Raw genomic sequence first — 26,094 nt, 5'->3', positions numbered from 1 at the left:
CAAAAAGTTGTCGGGTGCGTTCTGGGCAGATGGGTTGGCCGGGCGGCGTTTCAAGCACCGCGGCGGTTCAGCGGGTCAGGCCAGTACGCGATGCCGCCACGCGGGCAGGCTCTGGCGCACGTCGGCGATGCGCTGCGGGTCGAGCGCGCCGGTCACGACGCTCGCGCCTTCGTCGCGGAACGCGACGATCTCGCCCCACGGGTCGATCAGCATGCTGTGGCCCCAGGTGCGCCGGCCGTTCTCGTGCTTGCCGCCCTGCGCGGCCGCGAGCACGTAACACTGGTTCTCGACGGCCCGCGCGCGCAGCAGCATTTCCCAATGCGCACGGCCCGTCGTGTACGTAAACGCCGACGGCACGACGATCAGCACGCAGTCGCCCATCCTGCGATACAGCTCCGGAAAGCGCAGATCGTAACAGACCGACAGGCCGACCCGCCCGAACGGCGCGTCGAACGCAACGACCGTGTCGCCCGCGCGGATCGTGCGCGCCTCGTCGAACGATTCGTCGCCTTTCTCGAAGTTGAACAGGTGGATCTTGTCGTATCGGGCGGCTTCCTGGCCGTTCGGGTCGAACACGAGCGTCGTGTTCAGCACGCGATCGGGTTCGGGCGCCTTCAGCGGCAGCGTGCCGCCGATCACCCAGATGCCGTGACGATGCGCGGCTTCCGCGAGAAAGCGCTGGATCGGACCGTCGCGATAGGGTTCCGCGAGCGCGAGCTTGTCGGTATCGCGGTGACCCATGAAGCAGAAATACTCGGGCAGCAGCACGAGCTGCGCGCCGTCGCCAGCCGCTTCCGCGATCAGGCGACCGGCTTCGGCGAGATTGCGCGCGACGTCCGGCGTGCTCACCATCTGCAGCGCGGCGACCCGAAAGGGCGTGGCGGAACGGGTGTGATCGGTCATCGCGGGATCGGTTGCGTCATAAATGGGGTGCGGCCCGGCACGTTGCGCGCATCAGTGGCTCGCCGCATCGGCCGGACCGTGATTCATCTTACCCTGATCGCCCCGCACCCGCTCGATGTGCGGATGCGCCCACGAGCCGGTGATCGCGTAGTCGATCGCAAACGCGTGCGACAGCGTCTCCGACAGCGCGTAGTTCGCGGCCAGCACGCCGACGCCGAGCAGCGGATTGATGATCGCGGCCGCGATCGCCGCCGTGCCGGCGCCGATCTTCGGCGCGACGTGCGCGTGCAGGTCCTGCGTCTCGTGGCCGAGGTCGACCGCGCCGCGCACCGTCACGTTCGCGGGCGCCGTCGTCATCGAGAAGTCGTCGGTGCGGGCGATGCCGTTCGAGATCCGGCTGGTGCCCGTGATCCTGTCGAACGGCAGCCCCTTGCCGACCACGTCGCGGAAATTCAGCGTCAGGAAGCGCGCGAGACTTTGCAGGCTCAGCACGCCGAGCAGCTTCGCGGCGCCCGGATCGACCTTCAGGATCTGGCCGTGTGCGAGATCGACGGCGACCTGGCCGCCGAACGACGGGAAATCGACCGCGGTCGGGCCGCCGCGCCAGCCGACCTTGCCGGTCACCGTGCCGTGGCCGCCCGCGAGCGTGCGCGGCAGGCCGGCGCGATCGAGCAGCGCGCCCGCGTTGTCGATGTCGAGCTTGAAGTCGAACACGCTGCGGCGCGGCGCGTCGTTTTCGCCGACGCCGCGGGCCAGCGCGCGGTGCGACGTGCGCCAGTTGCCGGTCGCGGTCAGCTTCGCGGCCGGGTTCGCCAGCTCGAGCTTGTCGAGCTGCCACACCGGTGCGCCGTCCTCGTCGATGTTGCGCGCGTTGACGACGAGTCTGCCGATGTCATGGTCGCGCGCGACCACCTGGTCGACGATCAGGTCGACCGACGGCATTGGCCGGTCGGTCGGCGTCGGCAGGTTCATCGCGCGGCCGACGAGGTCGTGCTGCGCGCTTTGCGGAATCACGAGCTTTGCGAGCCGCGCGTTCAGCACGCCCGCGCCGTTGTGGCCGCCGCCCGGCGCCCACGACAGGTAGCCCGATACCTGGTTCGACGCGATGTTCGCCTGCCACAGCTCGTCGACGTGCGACGCGCCGACGATCACGTTCTCCCAGTTGCGCTTGAGCAGCTTCAGCGTGCCGAAGTGCAGCGCGAAGCGCTTCGGCGTGAAGCTCGCGACGTCGATGCGCGGCGCGGCCTGCGGTTCCGGCGCGCGCGGCGTGTCGGGCTGCAGCGTGCGGGCCAGCGCGAGCCACGCGTCGGCGTCCAGTTCGTCGACGTCGACGGCCGCGCTCACGCCGTCCTGCGGCAGGTCGGACATCCGGTGGATGCCCATCGCACCGCGCACCGCGCGCAGCGGTTGGCCGCGCGTCGCGTCGAGCACGTAGGTCGCGGACACGGGGCCCAGCGTCAGGGCGGCATGCTCGAGGCCCTTGCCGTCCGTCGGGGCGGCCGGTTGCAGCGTGAAGCGGAACGGCATCGGCGTGCCGGCCGGTTTCGCGAACGGCGCCGGGAAGTTCAGCGCGACGCCCGTCAGGTCGGATTGCGCGGTGACCTGCGGCAGGCGCCCCGGCGTGCCGCGCACGGCGAGCTGGTACGGCGCGTCGCCGACCACGTGCTCGAGCAGTGCCGCTGCCGTGCCGCGCAGGTTCAGGCCGCGGGCGGCGTCGAGTGCCAGCTTGCCGTCGACATCCACCGCGTACGGGCCGTGCGACTGGAAGTTGCCGCTCGCGCGCACCGGGCCGCCGAGGAAGCGCCCCGACAGGTCGTGCAGCGACGCGCCGGCCTCGGTGAAGCGCACGCTGCCGCGCAGCGCGGACAGCGGCGGCACGCCGTCGGTCGACAGCGTGTTGCCGCCGAACGCGAGCCCGCCTTCGATGTGCGTATGCGGGTGCGGAACGTGCTGCGGAATCGTGATCCTGAGCGCGAGCGCCGCGGGCCCCTGCGCGTCGATCCGCTGGCCGATGTGCCCGCTCATCGTGCCGAGCGAGCTGTTGTCCGCATAGTCGATCAGGTCGGCGAGCGGGCCTTGTGCATGGCCGTCGATGATGAGCGGCGACTTCGGCGGGTTGCCGAGATCGTCGATCCGGCCCGTGACCTTCGTCAGCGCGACGCGCTTGTAGTGCGCGCGGGCGATGTCGAAGTGCAGCTTGTTCTGCGCGAGTTCGAACACGCCGTCGATCCCGTCGAGGGCCGGCCACACGCTCGGCGTGCCGTTCGCGAGCTTGCGCGGCGGGTACGGCGTCGGCTCGAAGCGCCCGCCGGTGAACGGCGCGACGATGTGGAACACGCCGGCATCCGGCTCGTGTTCGAACGGGAATTTCTCGAGCGGGCCGCGCGCGACGATCGACGCGCCCTTGATCACCTGGCCGTCCTGCAGCGCATGGCCGAGATAGTCCCGCAGGTGCTCGGACATCCCGGTCGGCAGGTAGCGCGGAATGCGCGCCACCGACGCGCGGGCGAAATCCGCGCGCAGGTCCAGCGAGCCGCGGCCGTGGCCGGGGTTCGTGTACGAGCCCGACACCGCGATCTCGGCATCGGGGTTCGCGACGAACAGGTCGGGCAACGTCACGTCGACGCGCGCGTGCTTTTCGCCCGGCGCCGGCGTGATCACCCATTTCGCGTTGCCGCGCAGCCGGTCGAAGGTCAGGCGCGGCTCGTCGAACTCGCCGGGCACCGTGACGGCCGCGTTGACCGTGTCGAAGTGCGCGCTGCCGCCGGTTTCGTTCGCGTCGATGCGGCCCCACAGGTTCTCGACGCCCGGCCAGCCGGCGCGCGGGTGACCGCGCGGGGACAGGCCCGGCGGCGGCTCCTGCGCGGCGACGCTGATGCCCTGCAGATCGCCGAGGAAGCGGTAGCGGACGATCGGGGCGGCGCCCATGCGCCGCTCTTCGTCGGCGAGCTCGGGCCGCGCCGGTTTCGCGCGTTCGACCTCGATCTGATAGTTCGACACCATCCCGCGCGGGTCGAGCTTGACCAGCTCGTTGCGCAGCCGCGCCGGCAGCGGCAGCCCGCGGATGAACTCGCTGAGGATGCCGAGATCGACGCGGTCGCCGACCACGCTCAGCAACTGCCCCTGGTCGGCGGTCGGCACGCGGTAGCGGGCGGTGAGCGTCGACAGCGCAAGCGAGCGGGCGAGCGGCGTGCCGTCCGGCAACGGCGGCTGGCCGAGCTCCGCGTTGAAGCGCGTCAGGTGCAGCGTGTAGTCGCGGCCGGTGTCCAGCGCCATGTCCCAGCCGAAGCCGACCGACGGCACGTCGAGGCGCGGCTGGGTCGGCCGCACCCGCAGCACGACGTCGGCGCCCTGCAGGTCGCCGCCCGCGGAGCGCAGGTGACCGTCCTGGAAGGTCGCCCAGATCGCGTTGTCGATCCGGCCCGCGTGGACCGTGAGCGGCAGGTCGAGATAGCGGCCGAGCGTCTGCAGGTCGACCGGGCCGGTCGACAGATACGCGTCGCCGGTCCAGTTGACCGGCTTGCCGATCGGCGCGAGCGGCTTGTGTTTGAAGCGCGCGCGGAAATCGAGCGGGCCGAGCAGCAGCGTGCCGTTCGCGGGTGCCTGCAGCGCGGCCTTGTGCTCGCGGCCGTGGTTGAGCACGGCGAGCCGGATGCCCGACAGCGCGAGCTCCGGCGCGTCGTGCTGCGCGTCGCGCCAGCGCAGCGTGCCGTTGCGCAGCACGATCGCTTCCTGCTTCAGCAGCCACGTGCCGAACGTGTCGTTGCCGCCGTGGGTGGTCGCGACGCCGACGCCCGCGATGCTCAGCGAGCCGTCGGCCGCGCGCGCGACGACGAGGTCCGGGTGGTCGACGATCAGGCTCGACAACGCGGGCGACAGCCGCAGCAGCGACATCCACGACAGCGCGGCGGTCGCGTGCGGGACCGACAGCGCGATCTGGCCGTCATGGCCGCGAATGGTGAGGTTGGCGACTTCGACGCCCGGCTGCATGCCGGACCAGTGGGGAGACAGCTTGCCGATCGAAAGCTGCGCGTGGAGCTTGTCGGACACCGCACGCTCGATGCGCGGGCGGAATTCGTCGATGCGCGGCAGCAACACGTAGCGCAGCCCGAGGAACGCGCCGGACGCGACGAAGTAGGTGCCGATCCCGACAGCCAGCGTCACCCTGAACACGCGACGCAGGACCGGATGATCGTGCTTCGGAGGTCCCGCTTCGGGCGCAGCTACGGCGGATTCCTGACGGTCGGACATGCGGCGGAAGGGCGGCGATATGGTAGTTTTGCAGACTGACGTTGAAATGTATCACACGGGTTCGTGCCGGCGGCCGTTGCGGCTTTCCGGCACGGGCTTTCCGGCGCGCGGTTTTCGCGGCGGCGCACCCGCGTCGCGACACCGCGCCGAGTCCATGGGGCCTGTCGGCAGCGGGGCGCGCACGCGTTGTCCCGCGGCGGCGGGCCTTACCGCCAGGCCCGCTTTTCGATGACCGACGCTTCCGCCCTGATCAGCCCGTCCTATTCCCGCTATATTGCCCGCGCGGCTGCCGCGCGCCCCGAGTTGTCCGACCGGATCGCCGCGTGGGCCGCCGCACCGCTCACCCGCGCGCAGCTCGACGCGCGCCTGACCGAATTGCTCGGGCCGCCGGCCGGCACGGCCGCGCCGAGCGACGAGCAACTGAAGCGCGCGCTGCGGCAACTGCGTGTCGAGGTGATCGGCGCGGTCGCGGAGCGCGACCTGCGCGGCATCGCGGACGTCGCCGAGGTGACGTCCGCGATGACCGATCTCGCCGAAGTGGCCGTGCAGCGCTCGCTCGCGCTGCTGTCGGCCGAGCTCGAGGCGATGTACGGCGAGCCGCGCGGCGCCGACGGCCAGCGTGTCGTGCTCGGCGTGGTCGGGATGGGCAAGCTCGGCGGCCGCGAGCTGAACGTGTCGTCCGACATCGACCTGATCTTCGTCTACGAGGACGATGGCGAGACGGCCGGCGGCACGCGCTCGCCGCTGTCCACCCAGGAATACTTCACGCGGCTCGGCCGACGCGTGATCGGCGTGCTGTCCGAGGTCACGGCCGACGGCTACGTGTTTCGCGTCGACATGCGGCTGCGCCCGAACGGCGATTCGGGGCCGCTCGTCTGCAGCCTCGGGATGCTCGAGGAATATTTCTACGTGCAGGGGCGCGAATGGGAGCGCTACGCGTGGATCAAGGGGCGGCTCGTGTCGGAAGGCGGCAGCGACGCGGCGCAGCGGCTCGAGTCGCAGCTCGAATCGATCGTGAAGCCGTTCGTGTATCGCCGCTATCTCGACTTCGGCGTGATCGGCGCGATCCGTTCGCTGCACCAGCAGATCCGCCAGGAAGCCGCGCGCCGCGCATCGATGCGGCCCGACAAGGCCGACGACATCAAGCTCGGCCGCGGCGGGATCCGCGAGATCGAATTCAGCGCGCAGGTGTTCCAGCTGATCCGCGGCGGCCAGGATGCGGAATTCCGCGTGCGGCCGACGCTCGCGGTGCTGCGCCATGCGCAGGCGCGCGGGCTGATCGGCGAGGACGTGCGCGAGCGGCTGACCGACGCGTACAACTTCCTGCGCACGCTCGAGCATCGGCTGCAGTACCGCGACGACGCGCAGACGCATGCGATGCCGGTCGATCCGGACGAGCGCGCGGCGCTGGCCGCATCGCTCGGCTTCGCCGACTACGCGGCGCTGATGACGGTGCTCGATGGCTACCGCACGTTCGTCGAGGCGCAGTTCGACCAGATCTTTGCCGACAAGGTGAGCGGCGGCCCCTGCGCGGCGGGCGAGGACACGGCCGCAACCTGGATCTGGAGCGGCGCGCTCGCCGATGACGGTGAGGACGACGCGCTGCTCGCGCGTCTCGACAGCCTCGGCTTCACCGATCCGGCGGCCGTGCTCGCGCGGCTGCGCGCGATCTGGCAATCGTCGCGCTATTCGGGCCTGCCGGAAAAGAGCCGGCAGCGCTTCGACAGCGTCGCGCAGCGCACGCTGGAGGCCGCGCCGCGCATCGACGCCGCGCGCCGCGACGATACCGTCGTGCGGCTGTTCGACCTGCTCGAGACGGTCAGCCGGCGCGGCGTCTATCTCGCGCTGCTGACCGAGTATCCGGCCGCGCTCGATCGCGTGCTGTCGGTGCTCGGCGCGACGCGCTGGGGCGGCGGCTACCTGATCCGCCATCCGCAACTGCTCGACGAACTGCTCGACGACGAAGCGATCGCGAGCCCGTTCGACTGGCCCGCGTTCAAGGATGCGTTGCGTGCGCGCCTTGCCGCCGCCGACGGCCCCGAACAGCAAATGGACCTGCTGCGGCATGCGCAGCACGCGGAGGTGTTCCGCATCCTGCTGATCGACCTGGCGGGCAAGCTGTCGGTGGAGCACGTGAGCGACCGCCTGTCCGAACTGGCCGACGCGGTGCTCGACGTGACGATCGAAGTGGTCTGGTCGCAGCTCGCGAAGCGCCATCGCGACGCGCCGAAGTTCGCGGTGATCGCATACGGCAAGCTCGGCGGCAAGGAGCTCGGCTACGCGTCGGATCTCGACCTGATCTTCCTGTACGACGACCCGGACGACCGCTCGGCGGACGTCTACACGACGTTCACGCGACGGCTGATCACCTGGCTCACGACCGCGACCGGCGCGGGCGCGCTGTTCGACATCGACCTGCGGTTGCGGCCGAACGGCGAGGCCGGGCTGCTCGTGACCGATCTCGATGCGTTCCGCCGCTACCAGCTGCGCGAGGGCGATGCGGCGAACACCGCGTGGGTGTGGGAGCACCAGGCGCTGACGCGTGCGCGCTACAGCGCGGGCGACACACAGATCGGCGCGGACTTCGAGGCGATCCGCCAGCAGGTGCTGACGACGCCACGCGACGGGGCGGTGCTGGCGAAGGAAATCGTCGACATGCGCGGCAAGGTGTTCGCCGGTCACCCGAACCAGACCGAGCTGTTCGACCTGAAGCACGATCGCGGCGGGATGGTCGACATCGAGTTCATCGTCCAGTACTGGGTGCTGCTGCATGCGTCGAGCGATGCCGAGCTGATCCGCAATACCGGCAACATCGCGCTGCTGCGCGAAGTCGCGCGCTTCGGGCTGATGGGCGAGGACGAAGCCGAGCGCGTCGGCGCCGCGTATCGCAAGTACCGGAAGCTGCAGCACAAGCTGCGGCTCGACGGGATGGAGAAGGCGCGCGTCGAGCCGGCCGTGGTGGCCGACGAGCGGGCGGCCGTGACGGCGCTGTGGGAGCGGGTGTTCGGCGCGGTCGAAACGGGCGTTTGAGTCGGGCGTTCGAATCGAGTATTCGAATCAGCGGGGCGGGGCGCGTTCGAGCGGCCGCCCGTGAAACAAGACCGGCGCGTGCGCGGGTCTTCTCGTCGTCGGCCAATGCGCTGCGCGCGTCAGGCCGCCAGCATTTCCTTCGCGTGCTTGCGCGTCGTCGCGGTGATCTCGATCCCGCCGAGCATCCGCGCGACTTCCTCGACGCGGCTCGCCTTGTCGAGCGGGATGACCGACGACACGGTGCCGCCGCGATCGTCGGCGCCTTTCGCGACCTGGAAGTGATGGTCGCCGCGCGCGGCGACCTGCGGCAGGTGCGTCACGCACAGCACCTGGCGGTCGCGCCCGAGCTGGTGCAGCAGGCGGCCGACCACTTCGGCGACGCCGCCGCCGATCCCCGTGTCGACTTCGTCGAAAATCAGCGTCGGCGTCGGGCTGGCCGCGCTCGCGATCACCGCGAGCGCGAGGCTGATCCGCGCGAGTTCGCCGCCCGACGCGACTTTCGCGAGCGGCCGCAGCGGCACGCCGGGATGCCCGGCGACACGGAACTCGACCTGCTCGAGCCCGTGCGGGCCGCCGTCGGCGAGCGGCACGAGCGCGACTTCGAAGCTGCCGCCCGCCATCGACAGTTCCTGCATGCCGGCGGTGACGGCCGTGCCGAGCGCCTTCGCGGCCTGCGCGCGCGCTTTCGACAGGTGTTTCGCGTCGCCGAGATAGGCTTCCCATGCCTTCGCCTGCGCGGCTTCGAGTGCGCCGAGATCGGCGGCCGCGTCGAGCGCCGCGAGTTGCGCGCGGCGTGCCGCGTGTTCCTCGTGCAGCGTGTCGGGCGGCAGGCGGAACTTGCGGGCGGTCGAGTGCAGCGCGTCGAGGCGCGTTTCGACCTGCACGAGGCGGGCCGGGTCGAGATCGAGGCGCTGCGCGTAGTGCGACAGCGAATAGACGGCTTCCTGCAGCTGGATCTCGGCCGGTTCGAGCGACGCGAGCGCGTCGCCGAGCCCGGTGTCGTAGTCGGCCAGGCTGCGTAGTTTCGACACGATCGCGCCGAGCTGCGGGAGCAGCGCGTCGTCCGCCTCGGACAGCGCGTTGAGCGCGCCCTGCACGCCGGCGATCAGGTTCGCCGAATGCGACAGGCGCTTGTGCTCGCTGCCGACTTCGTCCCATTCGCCCGGTTGCGGGGCGAGCTTGTCGAGTTCGGCGAGCTGCCACGCGAGTTTCTCGCGTTCGAGCTGCAGTTCGCGCTCGTGCGCTTTCGCGGCGTCGATCGCCTGCGTCGCGTCGCGCCAGACGCGCCACGCGCGTGCGACGTTCGCGGCATCGGCGACGAGCCCCGCGTGCGTGTCGAACAGCTCGCGTTGCGCGTCGGGCCGCATCAGCAGCTGGTGCGCGTGCTGGCCGTGGATGTCGACCAGCATCTCGCCGAGCTCGCGCAGTTGCGCGAGCGTCGCGCTGGTGCCGTTGATGAACGCGCGCGAGCGGCCGTTCGCGTCGATCACGCGGCGCAGCATCACGGTGTCCTCGGTGTCGAACGCGTGTTCGTCGAGCCAGCGCGCGACGCGGTCGTGCGGCGTGAATTCGGCGGTGATGTCGGCGCGGGTGCAGCCGGCGCGCACGACGCTTGCGTCGGCACGTTCGCCGAGCGCGAGCGCGAGGGCGTCGATCAGGATCGATTTGCCGGCGCCGGTTTCGCCGGAAAAGACGGAAAAGCCGCTGTCGAATTCGAGATCGAGCGCGGCGACGATGACGAAGTCGCGAATCGAGAGGTGGCGGAGCATGGTGTCGGGCGGTGGTGCGTCAGGACGCCTTGTCGTCTTCGTTCGATGCGTGTTCGTTCCAGTGCAGCTTCTTGCGCAGCGTCGCGTAGTAGCTGTAGCCGATCGGATGCAGGAACGGCACCGTATGCTTCGAGCGGCGCACCTCGATCGTGTCGTTCAGTTCGAGCGCGGTGAACGACTGCATGTCGAAATTCACGTTGACGTCGCGGCCGCCGACGATCTGGATCGCGATCTTCGAGTCGTCGGGCAGCACGATCGGCCGGTTCGACAGCGCATGCGGCGCGATCGGCACGAGCACGATGCCCTGGAGCTGCGGATGCAGGATCGGGCCGGCCGACGACAGCGCATAGGCGGTCGAGCCGGTCGGCGTCGCGACGATCAGGCCGTCCGAACGCTGGTTGTACATGTACCGGCCGTCCACCGACGCGCGCAGCTCGACCATCCCGGAAAAGCCGCTGCGGTTCACGACGACGTCGTTGAACGCGATCGCGTGGTAGATCGGTTCGCCGTCGCGCATGATCCGGGCCTCGAGCAGCGAGCGCTCCTCGCGCTCGAACTTGCCCGACAGGATCACCGGGACGAGCGCCTGCATGTCGGCCGCCGCGATGTCGGTGATGAAACCGAGCCGCCCGTGGTTGATCCCGATCAGCGGCGTCTTGTACGGCGCGAGCTGGCGGCCGATGCCGAGCATCGTGCCGTCGCCGCCGAGCACGACCGCCACGTCCGCGCGCGCCCCGATTTCCGCCGGGGTGAGTGCCGGATAGCCGGAGATGCCGATCTCGCGCGCCGTGTCGGCTTCGAACACGACCTCGAAGCCGAGCTTCGCGATGCAGCCAGCCAGCGTGGCGAGCGGCTCGGCGATGCCGGGCGTGTTGCTCCGGCCGACGAGCGCGACGGTGTTGAACTGATTACCGGTTTTCATGCCGGCATTACACCATAGCTCGTTGACGAAAAGAACCGGCTGTGGAACCGGCTGTGCGCGCACGGGGCCGGATCGGCCGGCCCGCGCGACAGTGGCCGCGCCCACTCGCCGTGCTCGCGCGGTTGCGCTAAAATTTTCCACCATGCTAGATCCTCGCGCACGAACCCTCCTGAAAACCCTGATCGAACGGTATATCGCCGACGGTCAGCCGGTCGGCTCGCGCACGTTGTCCCGTTACTCGGGGCTCGAGCTGAGCCCGGCAACGATCCGCAACGTGATGTCCGACCTGGAGGAGCTCGGCCTCGTGTCGAGCCCGCACACGTCGGCCGGCCGCATTCCGACGCCGCGCGGCTATCGCCTGTTCGTCGACACGATGCTGACGGTCGAGGCGCCGATCGACGCCGAAGCCGTCGCACGGCAGGTGCAGAACACGCTGCAGGCCGGCGAACCGCAGCAACGGGTGGTGGCGGCCGCGGCGAGCGTGCTGTCGAACCTGTCGCAATTCGCCGGTGTCGTGCTGACGCCGCGCCGCAGCCACGTGTTCAAGCAGATCGAGTTCATGCGCCTGTCGGACAAGCGCATCCTGCTGATCATCGTCACGCCCGAGGGCGACGTGCAGAACCGGATGCTCGCGACCCCGCGCGACTATTCGCCGTCGCAGCTCACCGAGGCGTCCAACTACATCAACGCGCACTTTGCCGGCCTGTCGTTCGACGAGGTGCGGCGCCGCCTGCGCGACGAGATCGACCAGCTGCGCGGCGACATGACCACGCTGATGCATGCAGCGGTGACGGCCAGCACCGAGGTGCCCGATACCGAGGACACCGTGCTCATTTCCGGCGAGCGCAACCTGCTCGAAGTGGCGGACCTGTCGTCCGACATGGCGCGGCTGCGCAAACTGTTCGACGTGTTCGACCAAAAGACGGGCCTCCTGCAACTGCTCGACGTGTCGAGCCACGCCCAGGGCGTGCAGATTTTCATCGGCGGCGAATCGACGCTCGTGCCGATCGAGGAAATGAGCGTCGTCACCGCGCCGTACGAGGTGAACGGCCAGATCGTCGGCACGCTCGGCGTGATCGGCCCGACCCGCATGGCCTACAACCGCGTGATCCCGATCGTCGACATCACCGCGCGGCTGCTGTCGCTCACGCTGAGCCAGCAGTAACGACCGTCGCCGGCGGGAATACCGTTCCGCCATCGTGCCGCGGCGCCGCGCGCGCCGCCAGTCGGTCGAACGGCCAGCCGACCCGATCGGGGCGGCCCGCTATAATTGAGAGCCGTCCGACTGCGTGCCCCGAGCACGTTCCTGCCCATGCGTTTCGATCTTGAGCCGCCTTCGAGTGTCGCGGCTGCCCATCGCATCGGCGTGCTGCTGATCAATCTCGGCACGCCCGACGCCCCGACGCCGCGCGCGGTGCGGCGCTATCTGGCCGAATTCCTGTCGGATCCCCGCGTCGTCGAAATCCCGCAGGTCGTCTGGCAGGTGCTGCTGCGCACGCTGATCCTGCCGCTGCGCGGCCGCGCGTCCGCGAAGAAATATGCGGCCGTCTGGATGCCCGAAGGCTCGCCGCTGCGCGTGTACACCGAGCGCCAGGCCGACGGCGTGCGGCATCTGCTCGCGTCGAACGGCTACCAGGTGAAGGTCGACTACGCGATGCGCTACGGCAGCCCGAACATCGCGCAGGCGCTCGCGCAGTTCAAGCGTGCCGGCGTCGAGCGCGTGCTGCTGATGCCGATGTATCCGCAATACTCGGCGTCCACCACGGCGACCGCATTCGATGCCGCGTTCGGCGCGCTCGCGCGGATGCGCAACCAGCCGGAAGTGCGCACGGTGCGGCAGTATGCCGACCATCCGGCCTATATCCACGCGCTCGCCGAGCAGGTGCGCCAGTACTGGGCGCAGCACGGCCGGCCGGACTTCGCGGCCGGCGACAAGCTCGTGCTGAGTTTTCACGGCGTGCCGAAGCGCACGCTCGATCTCGGCGACCCCTATCACGACCAGTGCCAGCAGACGGGCGCGCTGCTGATGGCCGCACTCGGGCTGTCGCCGCTCGAATGCCGCGTGACGTTCCAGTCACGCTTCGGCAAGGCAGAATGGCTGCAGCCGTACACGGCGCCGACGCTGCGCGAGCTCGGCGAGGCCGGCGTGCGGCGCGCCGATGTGTTCTGTCCCGGTTTTACGGCCGATTGTCTGGAGACGATCGAGGAGATCGGGATGGAAGTGCGCGACGAGTTCATCGCGGGCGGCGGCCAGGCCTTCCACCGGATTCCGTGCCTGAACGGCGCGCCCGCGTGGATCGGCGCCGTGGGCGAGATCGTCGCCGAGAATCTGCAGGGCTGGCCGGTGAAGGCCGCGCAGCCCGAAACGGTGAACTGAAATGATGGTACGACCCCTGCGTTCGCTGCGCCGCGACGGTGCGGCCGGTTGCGGCGGGACGGCCCGGCGGAGGCTGGCATGAATTACAGGATTTCGACGGAACCCGGCGCGAAGCTGCGCATCGACAAATGGCTGTGGGCGGCCCGCTTCTTCAAGACGCGCTCGCTCGCGTCCGACGCGGTCGACAAGGGTCACGTGAAGATCGGCGGCGCGGCGGTCAAGCCGGCGAAGGACGTCCGCGTCGGCGACGAAGTCGAGATTGCGATGGACGGTATCGTCTGGCACATTGCCGTGCTGGGCATTTGCGACGTGCGCGGGCCCGCGAGCATCGCGCAGACGCTTTACGCCGAAACGGAAGCGGGGCGCGTCGCGCGGCTCGCCGAACTGGAACGGCGCCGCACGTATCGCGAGCCGGCGGCCGAACTGCACGGCCGGCCGACCAAGCGCGACCGGCGCATCATCGACAGATTTTCTGGTGGGCGCTGAACATCTGGTCGAACGTCGCCCGCGCGCTACCGTATTCGGTCGTGCGGTCGGTGACGGCTCCGGACAGGCAGATGGTGGTGGTGCCGGCAATCAGTACCAGCGCGACCACCGATATGGCAAAGGTCAGTTTCACGGTACTCGCCTCGAAGACGGTGAATGTGGCGCCAGGTGGATGTCAGGCGGCGGTCAGCTAGGGTAAACGCGCTTTTCCGACGCTTGAGTTGGAGTGTAGTGCAGCCCCCTGTGGCGAGCTAGTACTTGCCTGGTAAGCGTTGTTACCGGGCGTTTCGTCCGGTTTGGCGGCAAATGCGCGCAATCGGGCGGCGTGCGGCGCGGTTGTTTCGCGGCATTGGCGAATGTCGGCGAATAACCCTCTTGAAATTGCAGTTTTCGCCCTTATTTGCACCAACAATGTGCGGTACCGCCGGTTATACGATTCGGCGGTTGCCGATTTGGCTTCAACCTCTAATCGACTTTCAGCGACATGGAAAACACGCAAGAGAACCCGGCAACCCAATCGGCCGAAGACATCGGCAGCGAGAAGCAGGCGGCGCAAGGCGCTGCTCCCGCCGCCGAAGCCGCCGACGCGGCGCTCGCGGAGGCTCAAGCCAAGGTCGCCGAGCTGCAGGAGAGCTACCTCCGGGCGAAGGCCGAGACCGAGAACGTCCGCCGTCGCGCGCAGGACGACGTCTCCAAGGCGCACAAGTTCGCGATCGAAAGCTTCGCCGAGCATCTGCTGCCCGTGCTGGACAGCCTCGAGGCCGCGGTCAGCGACACGTCCGGCGATATCGCGAAGGTGCGCGAAGGCGTCGAACTGACGCTGCGCCAACTGACGAGCGCGCTCGAGAAGGGCCGCGTCGTCGCGATCAACCCGGTCGGCGAGAAGTTCGATCCGCACCAGCACCAGGCTATTTCGATGGTGCCGGCCGAGCAGGAGCCGAACACGGTCGTCGCCGTGCTGCAAAAGGGCTACACGATCGCCGACCGCGTGCTGCGCCCGGCGCTCGTCACGGTCGCACAGCCGAAGTAAGGCTGCCGCGATGGTTCCCGCCGGCGTCGATCCGGCCGCGTTCGAGACGTTCGGCATGCGGCCGCTGTCGGCCGACACGTTCGATGCGGGCATCGGCGGCGCGGGCGACGCGCTCGCGGTGGTGTTCTTCTGGGGCGTCGACTGCTTCAACTGCGAGATCGCGAAGAAGGCGATGCTTGCCCAGCCCGACGCGATCCGCGCGCTGGACTTGAAGTGGTTCCATTGCAACGTGTACGAACATCATGAGCTGGGGCGCCGCTTCGCGCTGCACGGCGTGCCGACGTGGTTCTTCTTCCACCGGGGCAAGCGGCTCGGCCGCGCGACCGGCTGGCATGGCCTCGCGCAGTTCCGGGCGGCGGTGTCGGCGGCGCGCGCGAAGATCGGCGCGGCGGCCGGTGTGCCGTCGGGCGACGGCGTCGGCCCGCGCGATCCGGCTGCCGGCGGCGATTGAAAAAATTTAATCGCCGCATCGCTTCGCGGGTCTTGAAAACGGGCCGGCCGGACGCATTTCGGGAACAGAGTTGAATTCTGGCGCGCGAAACCACCCAAAAACGCGGGGTTTCGCGCAGCAAACAAGCATTTCTGGAGATTAGGAAAAATGGGAAAGATCATCGGTATTGACCTCGGCACCACGAACTCGTGCGTCGCCATCATGGAAGGCAATCAGGTCAAGGTCATCGAGAACTCGGAAGGCGCGCGCACGACGCCGTCGATCATCGCCTACATGGACGATAACGAAGTGCTCGTCGGCGCGCCGGCCAAGCGTCAGTCGGTGACGAACCCGAAGAACACGCTGTTCGCGGTGAAGCGCCTGATCGGCCGCCGCTTCGAAGAGAAGGAAGTCCAGAAGGACATCGGCCTGATGCCGTACGCGATCGTCAAGGCTGACAACGGCGACGCATGGGTCGAAGCGCACGGCGAGAAGCTCGCGCCGCCGCAGGTGTCGGCTGAAGTGCTGCGCAAGATGAAGAAGACGGCCGAAGACTACCTCGGCGAGCCGGTCACGGAAGCCGTGATCACGGTGCCGGCGTACTTCAACGACAGCCAGCGTCAGGCAACCAAGGACGCCGGCCGCATCGCGGGCCTCGAAGTCAAGCGGATCATCAACGAGCCGACCGCAGCCGCGCTCGCGTTCGGCCTCGACAAGGTCGAGAAGGGCGACCGCAAGATCGCCGTGTATGACCTCGGCGGCGGCACGTTCGACGTGTCGATCATCGAGATCGCGGACGTCGACGGCGAAATGCAGTTCGAAGTGCTGTCGACCAACGGCGACACGTTCCTCGGCGGCGAGGACTTCGACCAGCGCATCATCGATTACATCATCGGCGAGTTCAAGAAGGAGCAGGGCGTCGACCTGTCGAAGGACGTGCTCGCGCTGCAGCGCCTGAAGGAAGCCGCTGAAAAGGCGAAGATCGAGCTGTCGTCGAGCCAGCAGACCGAAATCAACCTGCCGTACATCACGGCCGATGCATCGGGCCCGAAGCACCTGAACCTGAAGATCACCCGCGCGAAGCTGGAAGCGCTGGTCGAGGATCTGGTCGAGCGCACGATCGAACCGTGCCGCATCGCGATCAAGGACGCCGGCGTCAAGGTGTCGGACATCGACGACGTGATCCTGGTCGGCGGCCAGACCCGCATGCCGAAGGTCCTGGAAAAGGTGAAGGAGTTCTTCGGCAAGGATCCGCGCCGTGACGTGAACCCGGACGAAGCCGTCGCAGTCGGCGCGGCGATCCAGGGCCAGGTCCTGTCGGGCGACCGCAAGGACGTGCTGCTGCTCGACGTGACCCCGCTGTCGCTCGGCATCGAGACGCTCGGCGGCGTGATGACGAAGATGATCAACAAGAACACGACGATCCCGACGAAGCACGCACAGGTGTATTCGACGGCGGACGACAACCAGTCGGCCGTGACGATCAAGGTGTTCCAGGGCGAACGCGAGATGGCAGCGGGCAACAAGCTGCTCGGCGAGTTCAACCTCGAAGGCATCCCGCCGTCGCCGCGCGGCGTGCCGCAGATCGAAGTGACCTTCGACATCGACGCGAACGGCATCCTGCACGTCGGCGCGAAGGACAAGGCGACCGGCAAGGAAAACAAGATCACGATCAAGGCGAACTCGGGCCTGTCCGACGCTGAAATCGATCAGATGATCAAGGACGCGGAAGCGAACGCAGCGGAAGACCACAAGCTGCGCGAGCTGGCTGATTCGCGCAACCAGGGCGACGCGCTGGTCCACAGCACGAAGAAGGCGCTGACCGAGTACGGCGACAAGCTGGACGCCGGCGAGAAGGACAAGATCGAAGCGGCGCTGAAGTCGCTCGAGGAAGTCCTGAAGGACACGTCGGCCGACAAGGCGGCGATCGACGCGAAGGTCGAGGAACTCGGCCAGGCTTCGCAGAAGCTCGGCGAAAAGATGTACGCCGACATGCAGGCGCAGCAGGCCGGTGCCGCTGGCGCGGCGGGTGCAGCGGAAGGCGCGGCGCACGCGGGCGGTGCGCAGCAGGCTGCCGACGACGTCGTCGACGCCGAGTTCAAGGAAGTGAAGAAGGACTAAGCCGGGTTGCCATGGCACCGCACGCCGCGCGCGACACGCGCGCGGCGCGGCTGAACAGCGGTCTGTCTTTCCTTCCGGATGGCCGGATCGACTCCACGCCTGGCGGGCTTCGCGGCCCTCCGGGCACATTTGTTTTTTGGCGGGTGCTGCGCGAGCCGTCCGCGGACGGTGCAGCGCCAGACGAGTCGAGAGACTTTACTGCGGGCGAAAGGAGCCGCCGCGTGCGTGATGCGCGACGGCACAGTGAATCGATATGGCGAAACGGGATTACTACGAGGTTCTGGGCGTCGCGAAGAATGCGAGCGACGACGAAATCAAGAAGGCGTATCGCAAGCTTGCGATGAAGTATCACCCTGACCGCAATCCGGACAGCAAGGATGCGGAAGAGCATTTCAAGGAGGCGAAGGAAGCCTATGAAATGCTGTCGGACGACCAGAAGCGCGCGGCGTACGATCAGTACGGCCACGCGGGCGTCGATCCGAACATGGGCGGTGCGGGCGGTCAGGGTTTCGGCGGTTTCGCGGATGCGTTCGGCGACATCTTCGGCGACATCTTCGGTCAGGCCGCGGGCGGTGCTGCACGCGGTGGCCGCGGCGGCCCGCAGGTGTATCGCGGCGCCGACCTGCGCTACAGCATGGAAATCACGCTCGAGCAGGCCGCGCACGGCTACGACACGCAGATCCGCGTGCCGAGCTGGGTGTCGTGCGAAGTCTGCCACGGGTCGGGCGCGAAGCCCGGCACGAAGCCCGAAACCTGCCCGACCTGTCACGGCCAGGGCACGGTGCGCATGTCGCAGGGCTTCTTCAGCATCCAGCAGACCTGCCCGAAGTGTCACGGCACCGGCACCTACATCCCCGAACCGTGCGCGCACTGCCACGGGTCGGGCAAGGTGAAGGAAACCAAGACGCTCGAAGTGAAGATCCCGGCCGGCATCGACGACGGGATGCGGATCCGCTCGGCCGGCAACGGCGAGCCGGGCATCAACGGCGGGCCGCCGGGCGACCTGTACGTCGAGATCCACATCAAGCCGCACTCGGTGTTCGAGCGCGACGGCGACGATCTCCACTGCCAGATGCCGATTCCGTTCACGACCGCCGCACTCGGCGGCGAGATCGAGGTGCCGACGCTGGCCGGCCGGGCATCGTTCCCGGTGCCGGAAGGCACGCAGTCGGGCAAGACGTTCCGTCTGCGCGGCAAGGGGATCAAGGGTCTGCGGTCGAGCATCGCGGGCGATCTGTACGTGCACGTGCAGGTCGAGACGCCCGTGAAGCTGACCGACCAGCAACGCGATCTGCTCAAGCAGTTCGAGAAGTCGCTGGCCGAGGGCGGGGCGCGTCACAGCCCGCAGAGCAAGAGCTGGTTCGACCGGGTGAAGAGCTTCTTCGAGTAACGGCATGACTGAAGGCAACGAGAGCGCGTCGTTCGCGCTCTTGGACGATTGCGACTCGACCGCGTCCGCGCGGTCGAGTCGTTTGTATTCCGGTTTCGTGCGCGAACGCGTGTGCACGGATCCGGCACGGCTCGACGAAGTCGATGCGGCGGTGGCGCAGGATCTGCGCGACGGGCTGCATGCGGTCGTCGTCGGCGATTACGCATTCGGACGCAATCTGGACAGCGCGCAGCCGGGCCATGCCCCGCTGCGCTTTTTGTTGTATGCGCGCTGCGAGCGCCTGTCGCGTGACGAAGTCGATGCGTGGCTCGCGCAGCAGGACGGCGGCGGTCCGCCGTCGATCGCGGGCGTCGCGCACGTCGCGAAGAGCGTGTCGCGCGATGCGTTCGACGCGGCGATCGCCGCGGTGCACGACGCACTGCGCGCCGGCGATTCGTACCAGATCAACTACACGTACCGGCTGAATTTCGACATGTTCGGCACGCCGCCCGCGCTGTATCGGCGGCTGCGCGCGCGTCAACCCGTGCGTTACGGCGCGCTGATTGCGCTGCCTGACGACGCGTGGGTCGTGTCGTGCTCGCCGGAGCTGTTCGTCGAGAAGCACGGCGACGTGCTGCGCGCACGGCCGATGAAGGGCACCGCGCCGCGCTCGGCCGATCCGCGCGACGATGCGGCGGCCGCCGCGTTCCTCGCGAACGATCCGAAGAACCGCGCGGAAAACGTGATGATCGTCGACCTGCTGCGCAACGACGTGTCGCGGATCGCGCGCACGGGCACGGTCAAGGTGCCGGCGTTGTTCTCGGTCGAACCGTATGCGTCGGTGTGGCAGATGACGTCGACGGTCGAGGCCGGCTGGCGCGACGGCACGACGTTCGCGCAGATGCTGCGCGCGCTGTTTCCGTGCGGATCGATCACCGGCGCGCCGAAGCACAAGACGATGGAACTGATCGACGTGATCGAGTCGACGCCGCGCGGGCTCTATACCGGCGCGATTGGCTGGCTCGAGGCGCCGAAGGAGGGCGCGTCGGCAGGCGGCGCGGTGCCCGGTGCCGCGACCGGCTGCGGTGATTTCTGCCTGTCGGTCGCGATCCGGACGCTGACGCTCGATGCCGGCGCAACGATCGCCACGCGCGACGCGGCACCAGCCGCTGCCGGCCGGCGGCGCGGCACGATGGGCGTCGGCGCGGGCATCGTGCTCGACAGCGTCGCCGCCGACGAATATGCGGAGTGCGAATTGAAAGCGCGATTCCTGACCGACGCCGATCCCGGCTTCCAGTTGTTCGAAACCACTGCCGCGACGCGTGCGGATGGCATCCGGCATCGCGAGCGCCATCTCGGGCGGCTGCAGCGCAGCGCGGAGGCGTTCGGCTTTCGCGTCGACACCGATGCGTTGCGCCGCGAGATCGACGCGCGCTGCGCGGCGCTCGACGGCGACGGCCCGTACCGGATGAAGCTCGCGCTCGCGAAGGACGGCACGCTCGAGATCACCGCCGCGGCGCTGAAGCCGCTGCCGGCGGGGCCGGTCGGCGTGATGCTCGCGTCCGCGCACGGCTTCGCGCCGACCCGCACGGACGACGCGCTGTTGCTGCACAAGACGACGCGCCGCGCCGAATACGATCGTGCATGGCAGGCGGCGGAAGCGCTCGGTGGCTTCGACATGCTGTTCGTGAACGAGCGCGGCGAGGTGACGGAAGGCGGCCGCTCGAACCTGTTCGTGAAGCTCGACGGCCAGTGGGTGACGCCGCCGCTGACGAGCGGCGTGCTGCCGGGCGTGATGCGCGGCGTGCTGCTCGACGACCGCGCGTTCGGCGCGATGGAGCGCGTCGTCACGCTCGACGATCTGGCGCGCGCGCAAGCGTTGCTGCTGACCAATGCATTGCGCGGCGCGCTCGATGCGGTGTTGAAATGATGCGATGACGGTTCGGGCCACGTACCCGACGAACCGGTGCCGCCCGCCTCCGGCAATACGGCATCCAAGGAAAAAGCGCGGCGCCCCGCAAAGGGCGCCGCGCTTTTTTCATCGACAGGGCATGGCGGTGGCGAATGCGCCGCCGGCCGCGCGTCAGAACGCGTGTTCCGGGCCGGGGAACGAGCCGTCTTTCACCGCGCTTACGTACGCTTCGACGGCCGCCTGGATGTTCGGCTGCCCCTGCATGAAATCTTTCACGAAGCGCGGACGCTTGCCGGGGAAAATGCCGAGCATGTCGTGCAGCACGAGCACCTGGCCCGAGCAATCGTCGCCCGCACCGATGCCGATCGTCGGCACGCGCAGCATGCGCGTGACCTCGGACCCGATCAGGGTCGGCACGGCTTCGAGCAGGACGACCTGCGCGCCGGCCGCCTCGACCGCACGCGCGTCACGCAGCAGTTGCGCGGCGCTGGCCTCGGTCTTGCCCTGTACCTTGAAGCCGCCGAACGCGTGCACCGACTGCGGCGTGAGGCCCACGTGCGCACAGACGGGCACCGCGCGTTCGACGAGGAAGCGGATCGTCTCGGCGAGCCATTCGCCGCCTTCGAGCTTGATCATCTGCGCACCGGCGCGCATGAGCTTGACGGCGCTCGCGAATGCGTCGGCTGGCGTGCCGTACGTGCCGAACGGCAGGTCGGCCATGATCAGCGCGCGCGGCTGCGCACGCGCAACACAGGCGGTGTGATACGCGATGTCGTCGAGCGATACGGGCAGCGTGGTCGTGTGGCCCTGCAGTACGTTGCCGAGCGAGTCGCCGATCAGCAGCACGTCGACGCCCGAACGGTCGAGCAGCGCGGAAAAGCTCGCGTCGTAGCAGGTGAGCATCGCGATCTTCTCGCCGGCGTCGCGCATTGCCTGCAGCTTGGGGACCGTCACGGCAGGCCGGCTCGATTCCTGGAGATAGGTCATGGGAAATCCGGTTCGAGGGTGAAAACGACAGGCGAGGACGCGTCAGCGCGTCGTCTCGCCCTTGACGAAAAATTCCTTGCGGCCGCGCATCGTGTCGATGCGCTCGATCAGCAGGGCAAGGTCTTCGGGGGAATCCAGCGGGTTCAGGTGTTCGGCTGCGACCGTCAGTACCGGCGTGCGGTCGTAGTGATAGAAGAATTCGTTGTACGCGTCGACGAGCGCGCGCAGGTATGCGTCGCTGATCTGCAGCTCCATCGGCAGCCCGCGCTTCTGGATGCGCGAGAACAGCACCTCGGGGCTCGCCTGCAGGTAGACGACGAGGTCGGGCGCGGGGGCCTGCGGCACGTCGACGTGCGTCGCGATCGACCGGTACAGCTGCCATTCGTCTTCCGGCAGGTTCAGCCGCGCGAAGATGTCGTTTTTCTGCGGCATGAAATCGGCGATCACCGGCCGACCCGTTTCGAGCGCGCCGATCAGTTCGCGCGCCTGCTGCGCACGCTGCAGTGCGAACGACAGCTGCGCGGGCAATGCATAGCGCGCGGTGTCGCGATAGAAGCGTTCGAGAAACGGATTGTCCTGCGGGCGTTCGAGCAACGTCTGCATCGACCAGCGCTCGGCGAGCAGGCGCGCGAGCGTCGTCTTGCCGACGCCGATCGGGCCTTCGATCACGAGATAGCGATGCGGGGCGCGCAGGTCGGGCGCGGTGACGGTCAGCGGAGTGGTGTTCATCGGCAGCGGTTCTTGTCGGCGTCTGCGCCGGCGGCAAGGGCCTTCTGCATCAGGCATTGACAGGTCTGCACCTTCTCGACGCGCTGGTTTGCCACCGCGGCGAGGAAGGCATCGGCGCGGCCGCGCGCGGGGATGTCGAGCGCCGGCTCGATTTCGACGAGCGGCACGAGCGCAAACGCGCGATCGGTGAGGCGCGGATGCGGGACGATCAGGTCGGGTTCGTCGATCGAGTCGGTGCCGAACAGCAGGATGTCGAGGTCGAGCGTGCGTGGCGCGTTGCGATACGGGCGCTCGCGCCCGAAGTGATGTTCGATCTTCTGGCAGAGCGCGAGCAGCTCCCGGGCCGACAGCGTCGTGTCGAGCTTGACGACGCAGTTGTAGTAATCGTCGCCGCCCGCTTCGAAGGGCGCCGTGCGATACAGGCTCGATTTGCCGAGGATCGAGATGGTGCGCTGCTGCGCAAGGCACACCACCGCGTCCTTCAGGGTCTGGCGCGCATCGCCGAGATTCGCCCCCAGTCCGATATATGCAACCGTCATGGCATCACTTCCTACGTCGTTCGCCGGCGAGCGCGTCAGTCGTCGGAACCGCCCGCGGTGTCCGGCGCCTGCTCGGCCACGCCTTCGCCCTGCTGGCGGTTTCGCGCACCGCCGCGGCGGCGCCGCTTGCGGGGCGATTTTTCCTTCGAGCCGCCCTGCGTGAGGAGTGCCTCACGAGCGGCTGCGTCGCCTTCGATGAAATCCGTCCACCACTGGCCGACAGCTGCTTCGAGCTCGCCGGATTCGCAGCGTAACAGGAGGAAATCATACCCCGCTCTAAACCTTTGGTGTTCCAGCAACCGCATCGCGCTGCGGCCCGAGCGTTTCTCGAGGCGCAGCTGCAGGCCCCAGATCTCGCGCATGTCGGCCGAGTAGCGCTTGTGGATCGCGAGCTTCTCGGTCTGCATGTCGAGCACGTCGTCCATCGCGCGATGGAGCGCCGGCACCGGGAATTCGCCTTCCGCCGTGTATTGCTCGAAACGCTGGCGCATGTCGTGCCACAGCAGCGTCGCGAACAGGAAGCCCGGCGACACCGGCTTGCCGGCGCGCACGCGCGCGTCGGTGTTGTTCAGCGCGAGCGTGATGAACTTTTCGCCCTGCGGCTGTTCGAGCACGACGTCGAGGAGCGGCAGCAGCCCGTGGTGCAGGCCCTCCTTGCGCAGTTGCTTCAGGCATGCGAGCGCGTGGCCCGACAGCAGCAGCTTCAGCATTTCGTCGAACAGGCGCGCCGCCGGCACGTTGTTGATCAGGTCGGCCAGCGCGTTGATCGGCTCGCGCGTGTGCGGCTCGATCTCGAAACCGAGCTTCGCCGCGAAACGCACGACGCGCAGCATCCGCACCGGATCCTCGCGGAAGCGCGTGGCCGGATCGCCGATCATCCGCAACAGGTGGGCGCGCATGTCGGCCATCCCGTCGTGGTAGTCGAGCACCGTCTGCGTCGACGGATCGTAGTACATCGCGTTGATCGTGAAGTCGCGGCGCGCGGCGTCTTCGTGCTGCTCGCCCCAGACGTTGTCGCGCAGCACGCGGCCGCTGGCGTCCACCGCATGCGTGCGGCGATCGAGCTCGTCGCGCTTCAGGCGCCTCTGCGGCGCGGCCGCGGCGGCTTCGGGCGGTGCGTCGACCAGGGCGCGGAACGTCGACACCTCGATCAGCTCCTGGCCGAACTGCACGTGGACGATCTGGAAGCGGCGGCCGATCAGGCGCGCACGGCGGAACAGGCGCTGCACCTCGGTCGGCGTCGCGTCGGTCGCGACGTCGAAGTCCTTCGGCGCGATGCCGAACAGCAGGTCGCGCACGGCGCCGCCGACGATGAACGCGCGAAAGCCCGCCTGTTGCAGCGTGTCGGTCACGCGCACTGCGTTCTTCGAGATCAGCGACGGATCGATCCGATGCACGCTGGCCGGCACGACGGTCGGCTCATGATTGCTGCGGGGCTTCTTTGCGGTGCCCCCGCGGTGGCCCTTTGCGGGGCGCGGGGCAGGGGCCGCTTCGGCGACGGGGGCCGGGGCGGGCGACGTTTGTTCGGCGCCGTCCTGGCCGAGCAGCTTGCGAATGAATTTTTTGATCACGACGTTCAGAAGAGATCGAGGATGCGCCAGCCGCGGTCGCTTGCATGCGCACGCAGCGTGTCGTCGGGGTTGGTCGCGATCGGGTCGGTGACTTTCTCGAGCAACGGGATGTCGTTGTGCGAGTCGCTGTAGAAGTAGCTGTGTTCGAAGTCGTCCCAGTGCTTGCCGAGCGACGCGAGCCACGCTTCGGTGCGCACGATCTTGCCTTCGCGGTAGCTCGGCGTGCCGGTCGGCCGGCCCGTGTACGGCGAGTCGGGGTGGCCGTCGGTCGTTTCGACCTCGCACGCGATCAGCGTGTCGACGCCGAACGCGGTCGCGATCGGACGCGTGATGAATTCGTTGGTCGCGGTCACGACGCAGCAGAGGTCGCCGGCATCGAGGTGCTTGCGCACGAGTTCGAGCGCGGCGGGCGTCATCGCGGGGCGGATCACCTCGTGCATGTACTGCTCGTGCCATTCGGCCAGCTGCGCGCGCGAATACTTCGCGAGCGGCGTGAGCATCGCGCACAGGTACGCATGGATGTCGAGCTTGCCGGCCTTGTAGTCGGCGAAGAACTGATCGTTCTGACGCGAGAAGCTTTCCGCGTCAACGATGCCGAGCTTCACCATGAAGCGGCCCCATTCGTGGTCGCTATCGGTCGGGATCAGCGTGTGATCGAGGTCAAAGAGTGCCAGATTAGTCATGGAAGGGCATTTTACTCGAAGCGGTTCGGGCCTGTGCCCGGTGGTGCGATGTCGTCGCCGGGGCGGGCCAGCATCCGGCGCAGCAGCGGCAGCGTGACGGCGCGTTTCTGCTCGAGCGAGAAGCGGTCGAGCGCGTCGAGCAGCGCCATCAGGCTCGGCATGTCGCGGCGGAAATGGGTCAGCAGGTACGCGGCGATGTCGTCGGTGAGCGCGATCCCGCGCTCCTTCGCCGCGAGCTTCAGCACGGCGATCTTGCCGGCGTCGGACGGCGGCGACAGATGGAACACGAGCCCCCAGCCGAGGCGCGTGCGCAGATCTTCGCGCACGTCGAGCGCGAGCGGCGCCGCGGGGCCTGCCGCGACGAACGCGCTCGACGGGTGTGCGCGGACTTCGTTGAACAGGTTGAACAGCGCGACCTGCTGGGTGTCGCTCATCTTGTCGCAGTCGTCGATCGCGTAGATGCCGATGCGCGGGTCGAACGTGAACGCGCCGAGCGGGCTCTGCGGCGTCAGGTAGCGCGCGTAGCCGTACGACGCATCGCTCACGAGCGCCTGCAGCAGGTGGGTGCGGCCGCTGCCGGGCTCGCCCCAGATGTAGAACGACCGGTCCGGCACGGGCCCCGCCGCGAGCGCGAGGTCGAGCTTCTGGAGCCGCGAGACCAGCTCGTCGTTCTCTTCATTCATGATGAAGTTGTCGAACGTGGCGGGCGGCGGCGTGCCGAGATCGAGCGTCAGTTGACGGGACACAACAGTCACAATGCGGGTCGGTTGAAAAAACGCGTGCGATACGTGCGGTTCGTGCGATATGCCGGGCACGCGCAGGGGAGGGATGCGGTGCCAGAACACGCGGCCGCACGCACGGCGGCGCGCGGGTTTCGGCGCAGCTCGCGTAGCGAGGAAAACGGGGACGTGTCGACCAAGATGCAATCCCTGACGATTCGGTGCTGGGAATTCCGGCCAACGGGCCGGCTTCGGGTAAAATCGCA

The 26,094-nt window shown here is 68.4% G+C and carries 20 protein-coding genes; 9 read left to right on the top strand and 11 right to left on the bottom strand.

What is annotated here, in order from left to right:
- Window positions 1–75: 75 nt before the first annotated feature.
- Window positions 76–903, bottom strand: coding sequence for a carbon-nitrogen hydrolase family protein (locus ACTJKF_RS09755; RefSeq protein ID WP_440623346.1), 828 nt, complete (start codon window positions 901–903; stop codon window positions 76–78).
- A 51-nt stretch (window positions 904–954) separates the two neighbouring features.
- Window positions 955–5,154 (bottom strand): YhdP family phospholipid transporter, encoded by a 4,200-nt coding sequence (locus ACTJKF_RS09750; protein WP_440623345.1) that lies wholly within the window; start codon window positions 5,152–5,154, stop codon window positions 955–957.
- Window positions 5,155–5,382: 228 nt separating this feature from the next.
- On the opposite strand from ACTJKF_RS09750, the gene glnE reads away from it, so the two are divergent.
- Complete coding sequence (gene glnE, locus ACTJKF_RS09745; protein ID WP_440623344.1) at window positions 5,383–8,184, top strand: bifunctional [glutamate--ammonia ligase]-adenylyl-L-tyrosine phosphorylase/[glutamate--ammonia-ligase] adenylyltransferase; 2,802 nt, start codon at window positions 5,383–5,385, stop codon at window positions 8,182–8,184.
- Window positions 8,185–8,303: 119 nt separating this feature from the next.
- Here the strand turns inward: glnE and recN are convergent, their stop codons facing one another.
- Together recN and ACTJKF_RS09735 are read right to left on the bottom strand one after the other, a co-directional pair.
- Window positions 8,304–9,953, bottom strand: coding sequence for a DNA repair protein RecN (recN, locus tag ACTJKF_RS09740; protein WP_440623343.1), 1,650 nt, complete (start codon window positions 9,951–9,953; stop codon window positions 8,304–8,306).
- Window positions 9,954–9,972: 19 nt separating this feature from the next.
- Window positions 9,973–10,875, bottom strand: a complete 903-nt coding sequence (locus ACTJKF_RS09735; RefSeq protein WP_440623342.1) for an NAD kinase — start codon at window positions 10,873–10,875, stop codon at window positions 9,973–9,975.
- Window positions 10,876–11,017: 142 nt separating this feature from the next.
- Here ACTJKF_RS09735 and hrcA point away from each other — a divergent pair, with 142 nt between their 5' ends.
- From hrcA to ACTJKF_RS09720, 3 genes are all read left to right on the top strand, one after another.
- Window positions 11,018–12,040 carry a heat-inducible transcriptional repressor HrcA gene (gene hrcA, locus ACTJKF_RS09730; protein ID WP_027783618.1) on the top strand — a complete coding sequence of 341 codons (1,023 nt, stop codon included), beginning with the start codon at window positions 11,018–11,020 and terminating at the stop codon, window positions 12,038–12,040.
- 147 nt (window positions 12,041–12,187) lie between these two features.
- Complete coding sequence (gene hemH / locus ACTJKF_RS09725) at window positions 12,188–13,252, top strand: ferrochelatase (RefSeq protein WP_440623341.1); 1,065 nt, start codon at window positions 12,188–12,190, stop codon at window positions 13,250–13,252.
- 78 nt (window positions 13,253–13,330) lie between these two features.
- Window positions 13,331–13,738 (top strand): RNA-binding S4 domain-containing protein, encoded by a 408-nt coding sequence (locus ACTJKF_RS09720; RefSeq protein ID WP_440623340.1) that lies wholly within the window; start codon window positions 13,331–13,333, stop codon window positions 13,736–13,738.
- Here ACTJKF_RS09720 and ACTJKF_RS09715 read toward each other — a convergent pair.
- On the bottom strand, window positions 13,710–13,871 hold the full coding sequence (locus tag ACTJKF_RS09715; protein WP_175933006.1) for a hypothetical protein: 162 nt from the start codon (window positions 13,869–13,871) through the stop codon (window positions 13,710–13,712). The genes ACTJKF_RS09720 and ACTJKF_RS09715 overlap by 29 nt on opposite strands.
- A gap of 351 nt (window positions 13,872–14,222) precedes the next feature.
- Here ACTJKF_RS09715 and grpE point away from each other — a divergent pair, with 351 nt between their 5' ends.
- The 5 genes from grpE to ACTJKF_RS09690 all read left to right on the top strand — a co-directional run bounded on the left by grpE (window position 14,223) and on the right by ACTJKF_RS09690 (window position 20,618).
- Entirely contained in the window at window positions 14,223–14,768 is a 546-nt protein-coding gene (gene grpE / locus ACTJKF_RS09710; protein WP_440623339.1) for a nucleotide exchange factor GrpE, read from the top strand.
- A gap of 10 nt (window positions 14,769–14,778) precedes the next feature.
- Window positions 14,779–15,219, top strand: coding sequence for a thioredoxin family protein (locus tag ACTJKF_RS09705; protein WP_440623338.1), 441 nt, complete (start codon window positions 14,779–14,781; stop codon window positions 15,217–15,219).
- A gap of 147 nt (window positions 15,220–15,366) precedes the next feature.
- Window positions 15,367–17,319, top strand: coding sequence for a molecular chaperone DnaK (dnaK, locus tag ACTJKF_RS09700; protein WP_440623337.1), 1,953 nt, complete (start codon window positions 15,367–15,369; stop codon window positions 17,317–17,319).
- Window positions 17,320–17,572: 253 nt separating this feature from the next.
- Entirely contained in the window at window positions 17,573–18,709 is a 1,137-nt protein-coding gene (gene dnaJ / locus ACTJKF_RS09695) for a molecular chaperone DnaJ (protein WP_175686827.1), read from the top strand.
- 4 nt (window positions 18,710–18,713) lie between these two features.
- Window positions 18,714–20,618 carry a chorismate-binding protein gene (locus ACTJKF_RS09690; protein WP_440623336.1) on the top strand — a complete coding sequence of 635 codons (1,905 nt, stop codon included), beginning with the start codon at window positions 18,714–18,716 and terminating at the stop codon, window positions 20,616–20,618.
- A gap of 153 nt (window positions 20,619–20,771) precedes the next feature.
- Here ACTJKF_RS09690 and panB read toward each other — a convergent pair whose 3' ends face one another.
- The 6 genes from panB to hda are packed head-to-tail and all read right to left on the bottom strand — an operon-like array spanning window position 20,772 to window position 25,855.
- On the bottom strand, window positions 20,772–21,587 hold the full coding sequence (gene panB, locus ACTJKF_RS09685; RefSeq protein WP_440623335.1) for a 3-methyl-2-oxobutanoate hydroxymethyltransferase: 816 nt from the start codon (window positions 21,585–21,587) through the stop codon (window positions 20,772–20,774).
- Window positions 21,588–21,629: 42 nt separating this feature from the next.
- Entirely contained in the window at window positions 21,630–22,316 is a 687-nt protein-coding gene (locus ACTJKF_RS09680; protein WP_440623334.1) for a deoxynucleoside kinase, read from the bottom strand.
- Window positions 22,313–22,855 carry a 2-amino-4-hydroxy-6-hydroxymethyldihydropteridine diphosphokinase gene (gene folK, locus ACTJKF_RS09675; protein WP_440623333.1) on the bottom strand — a complete coding sequence of 181 codons (543 nt, stop codon included), beginning with the start codon at window positions 22,853–22,855 and terminating at the stop codon, window positions 22,313–22,315. Before folK ends, ACTJKF_RS09680 begins: the two co-directional genes overlap by 4 nt.
- A 35-nt stretch (window positions 22,856–22,890) precedes the next feature.
- Window positions 22,891–24,426: a polynucleotide adenylyltransferase PcnB gene (pcnB, locus tag ACTJKF_RS09670; RefSeq protein WP_440623332.1), complete on the bottom strand. Its 1,536-nt coding sequence runs from the start codon at window positions 24,424–24,426 to the stop codon at window positions 22,891–22,893.
- Between the two features lie 5 nt (window positions 24,427–24,431).
- Entirely contained in the window at window positions 24,432–25,109 is a 678-nt protein-coding gene (locus tag ACTJKF_RS09665; RefSeq protein WP_044844056.1) for an HAD family hydrolase, read from the bottom strand.
- An 11-nt stretch (window positions 25,110–25,120) separates the two neighbouring features.
- Window positions 25,121–25,855 carry a DnaA regulatory inactivator Hda gene (hda, locus tag ACTJKF_RS09660; RefSeq protein ID WP_060109377.1) on the bottom strand — a complete coding sequence of 245 codons (735 nt, stop codon included), beginning with the start codon at window positions 25,853–25,855 and terminating at the stop codon, window positions 25,121–25,123.
- Window positions 25,856–26,094: the final 239 nt, after the last annotated feature.

The sequence above is a fragment of the Burkholderia sp. 22313 genome (assembly GCF_052045245.1).
Classification (GTDB): Bacteria; Pseudomonadota; Gammaproteobacteria; order Burkholderiales; family Burkholderiaceae; genus Burkholderia.
This window is presented reverse-complemented; position numbering and strand designations above follow the sequence as displayed.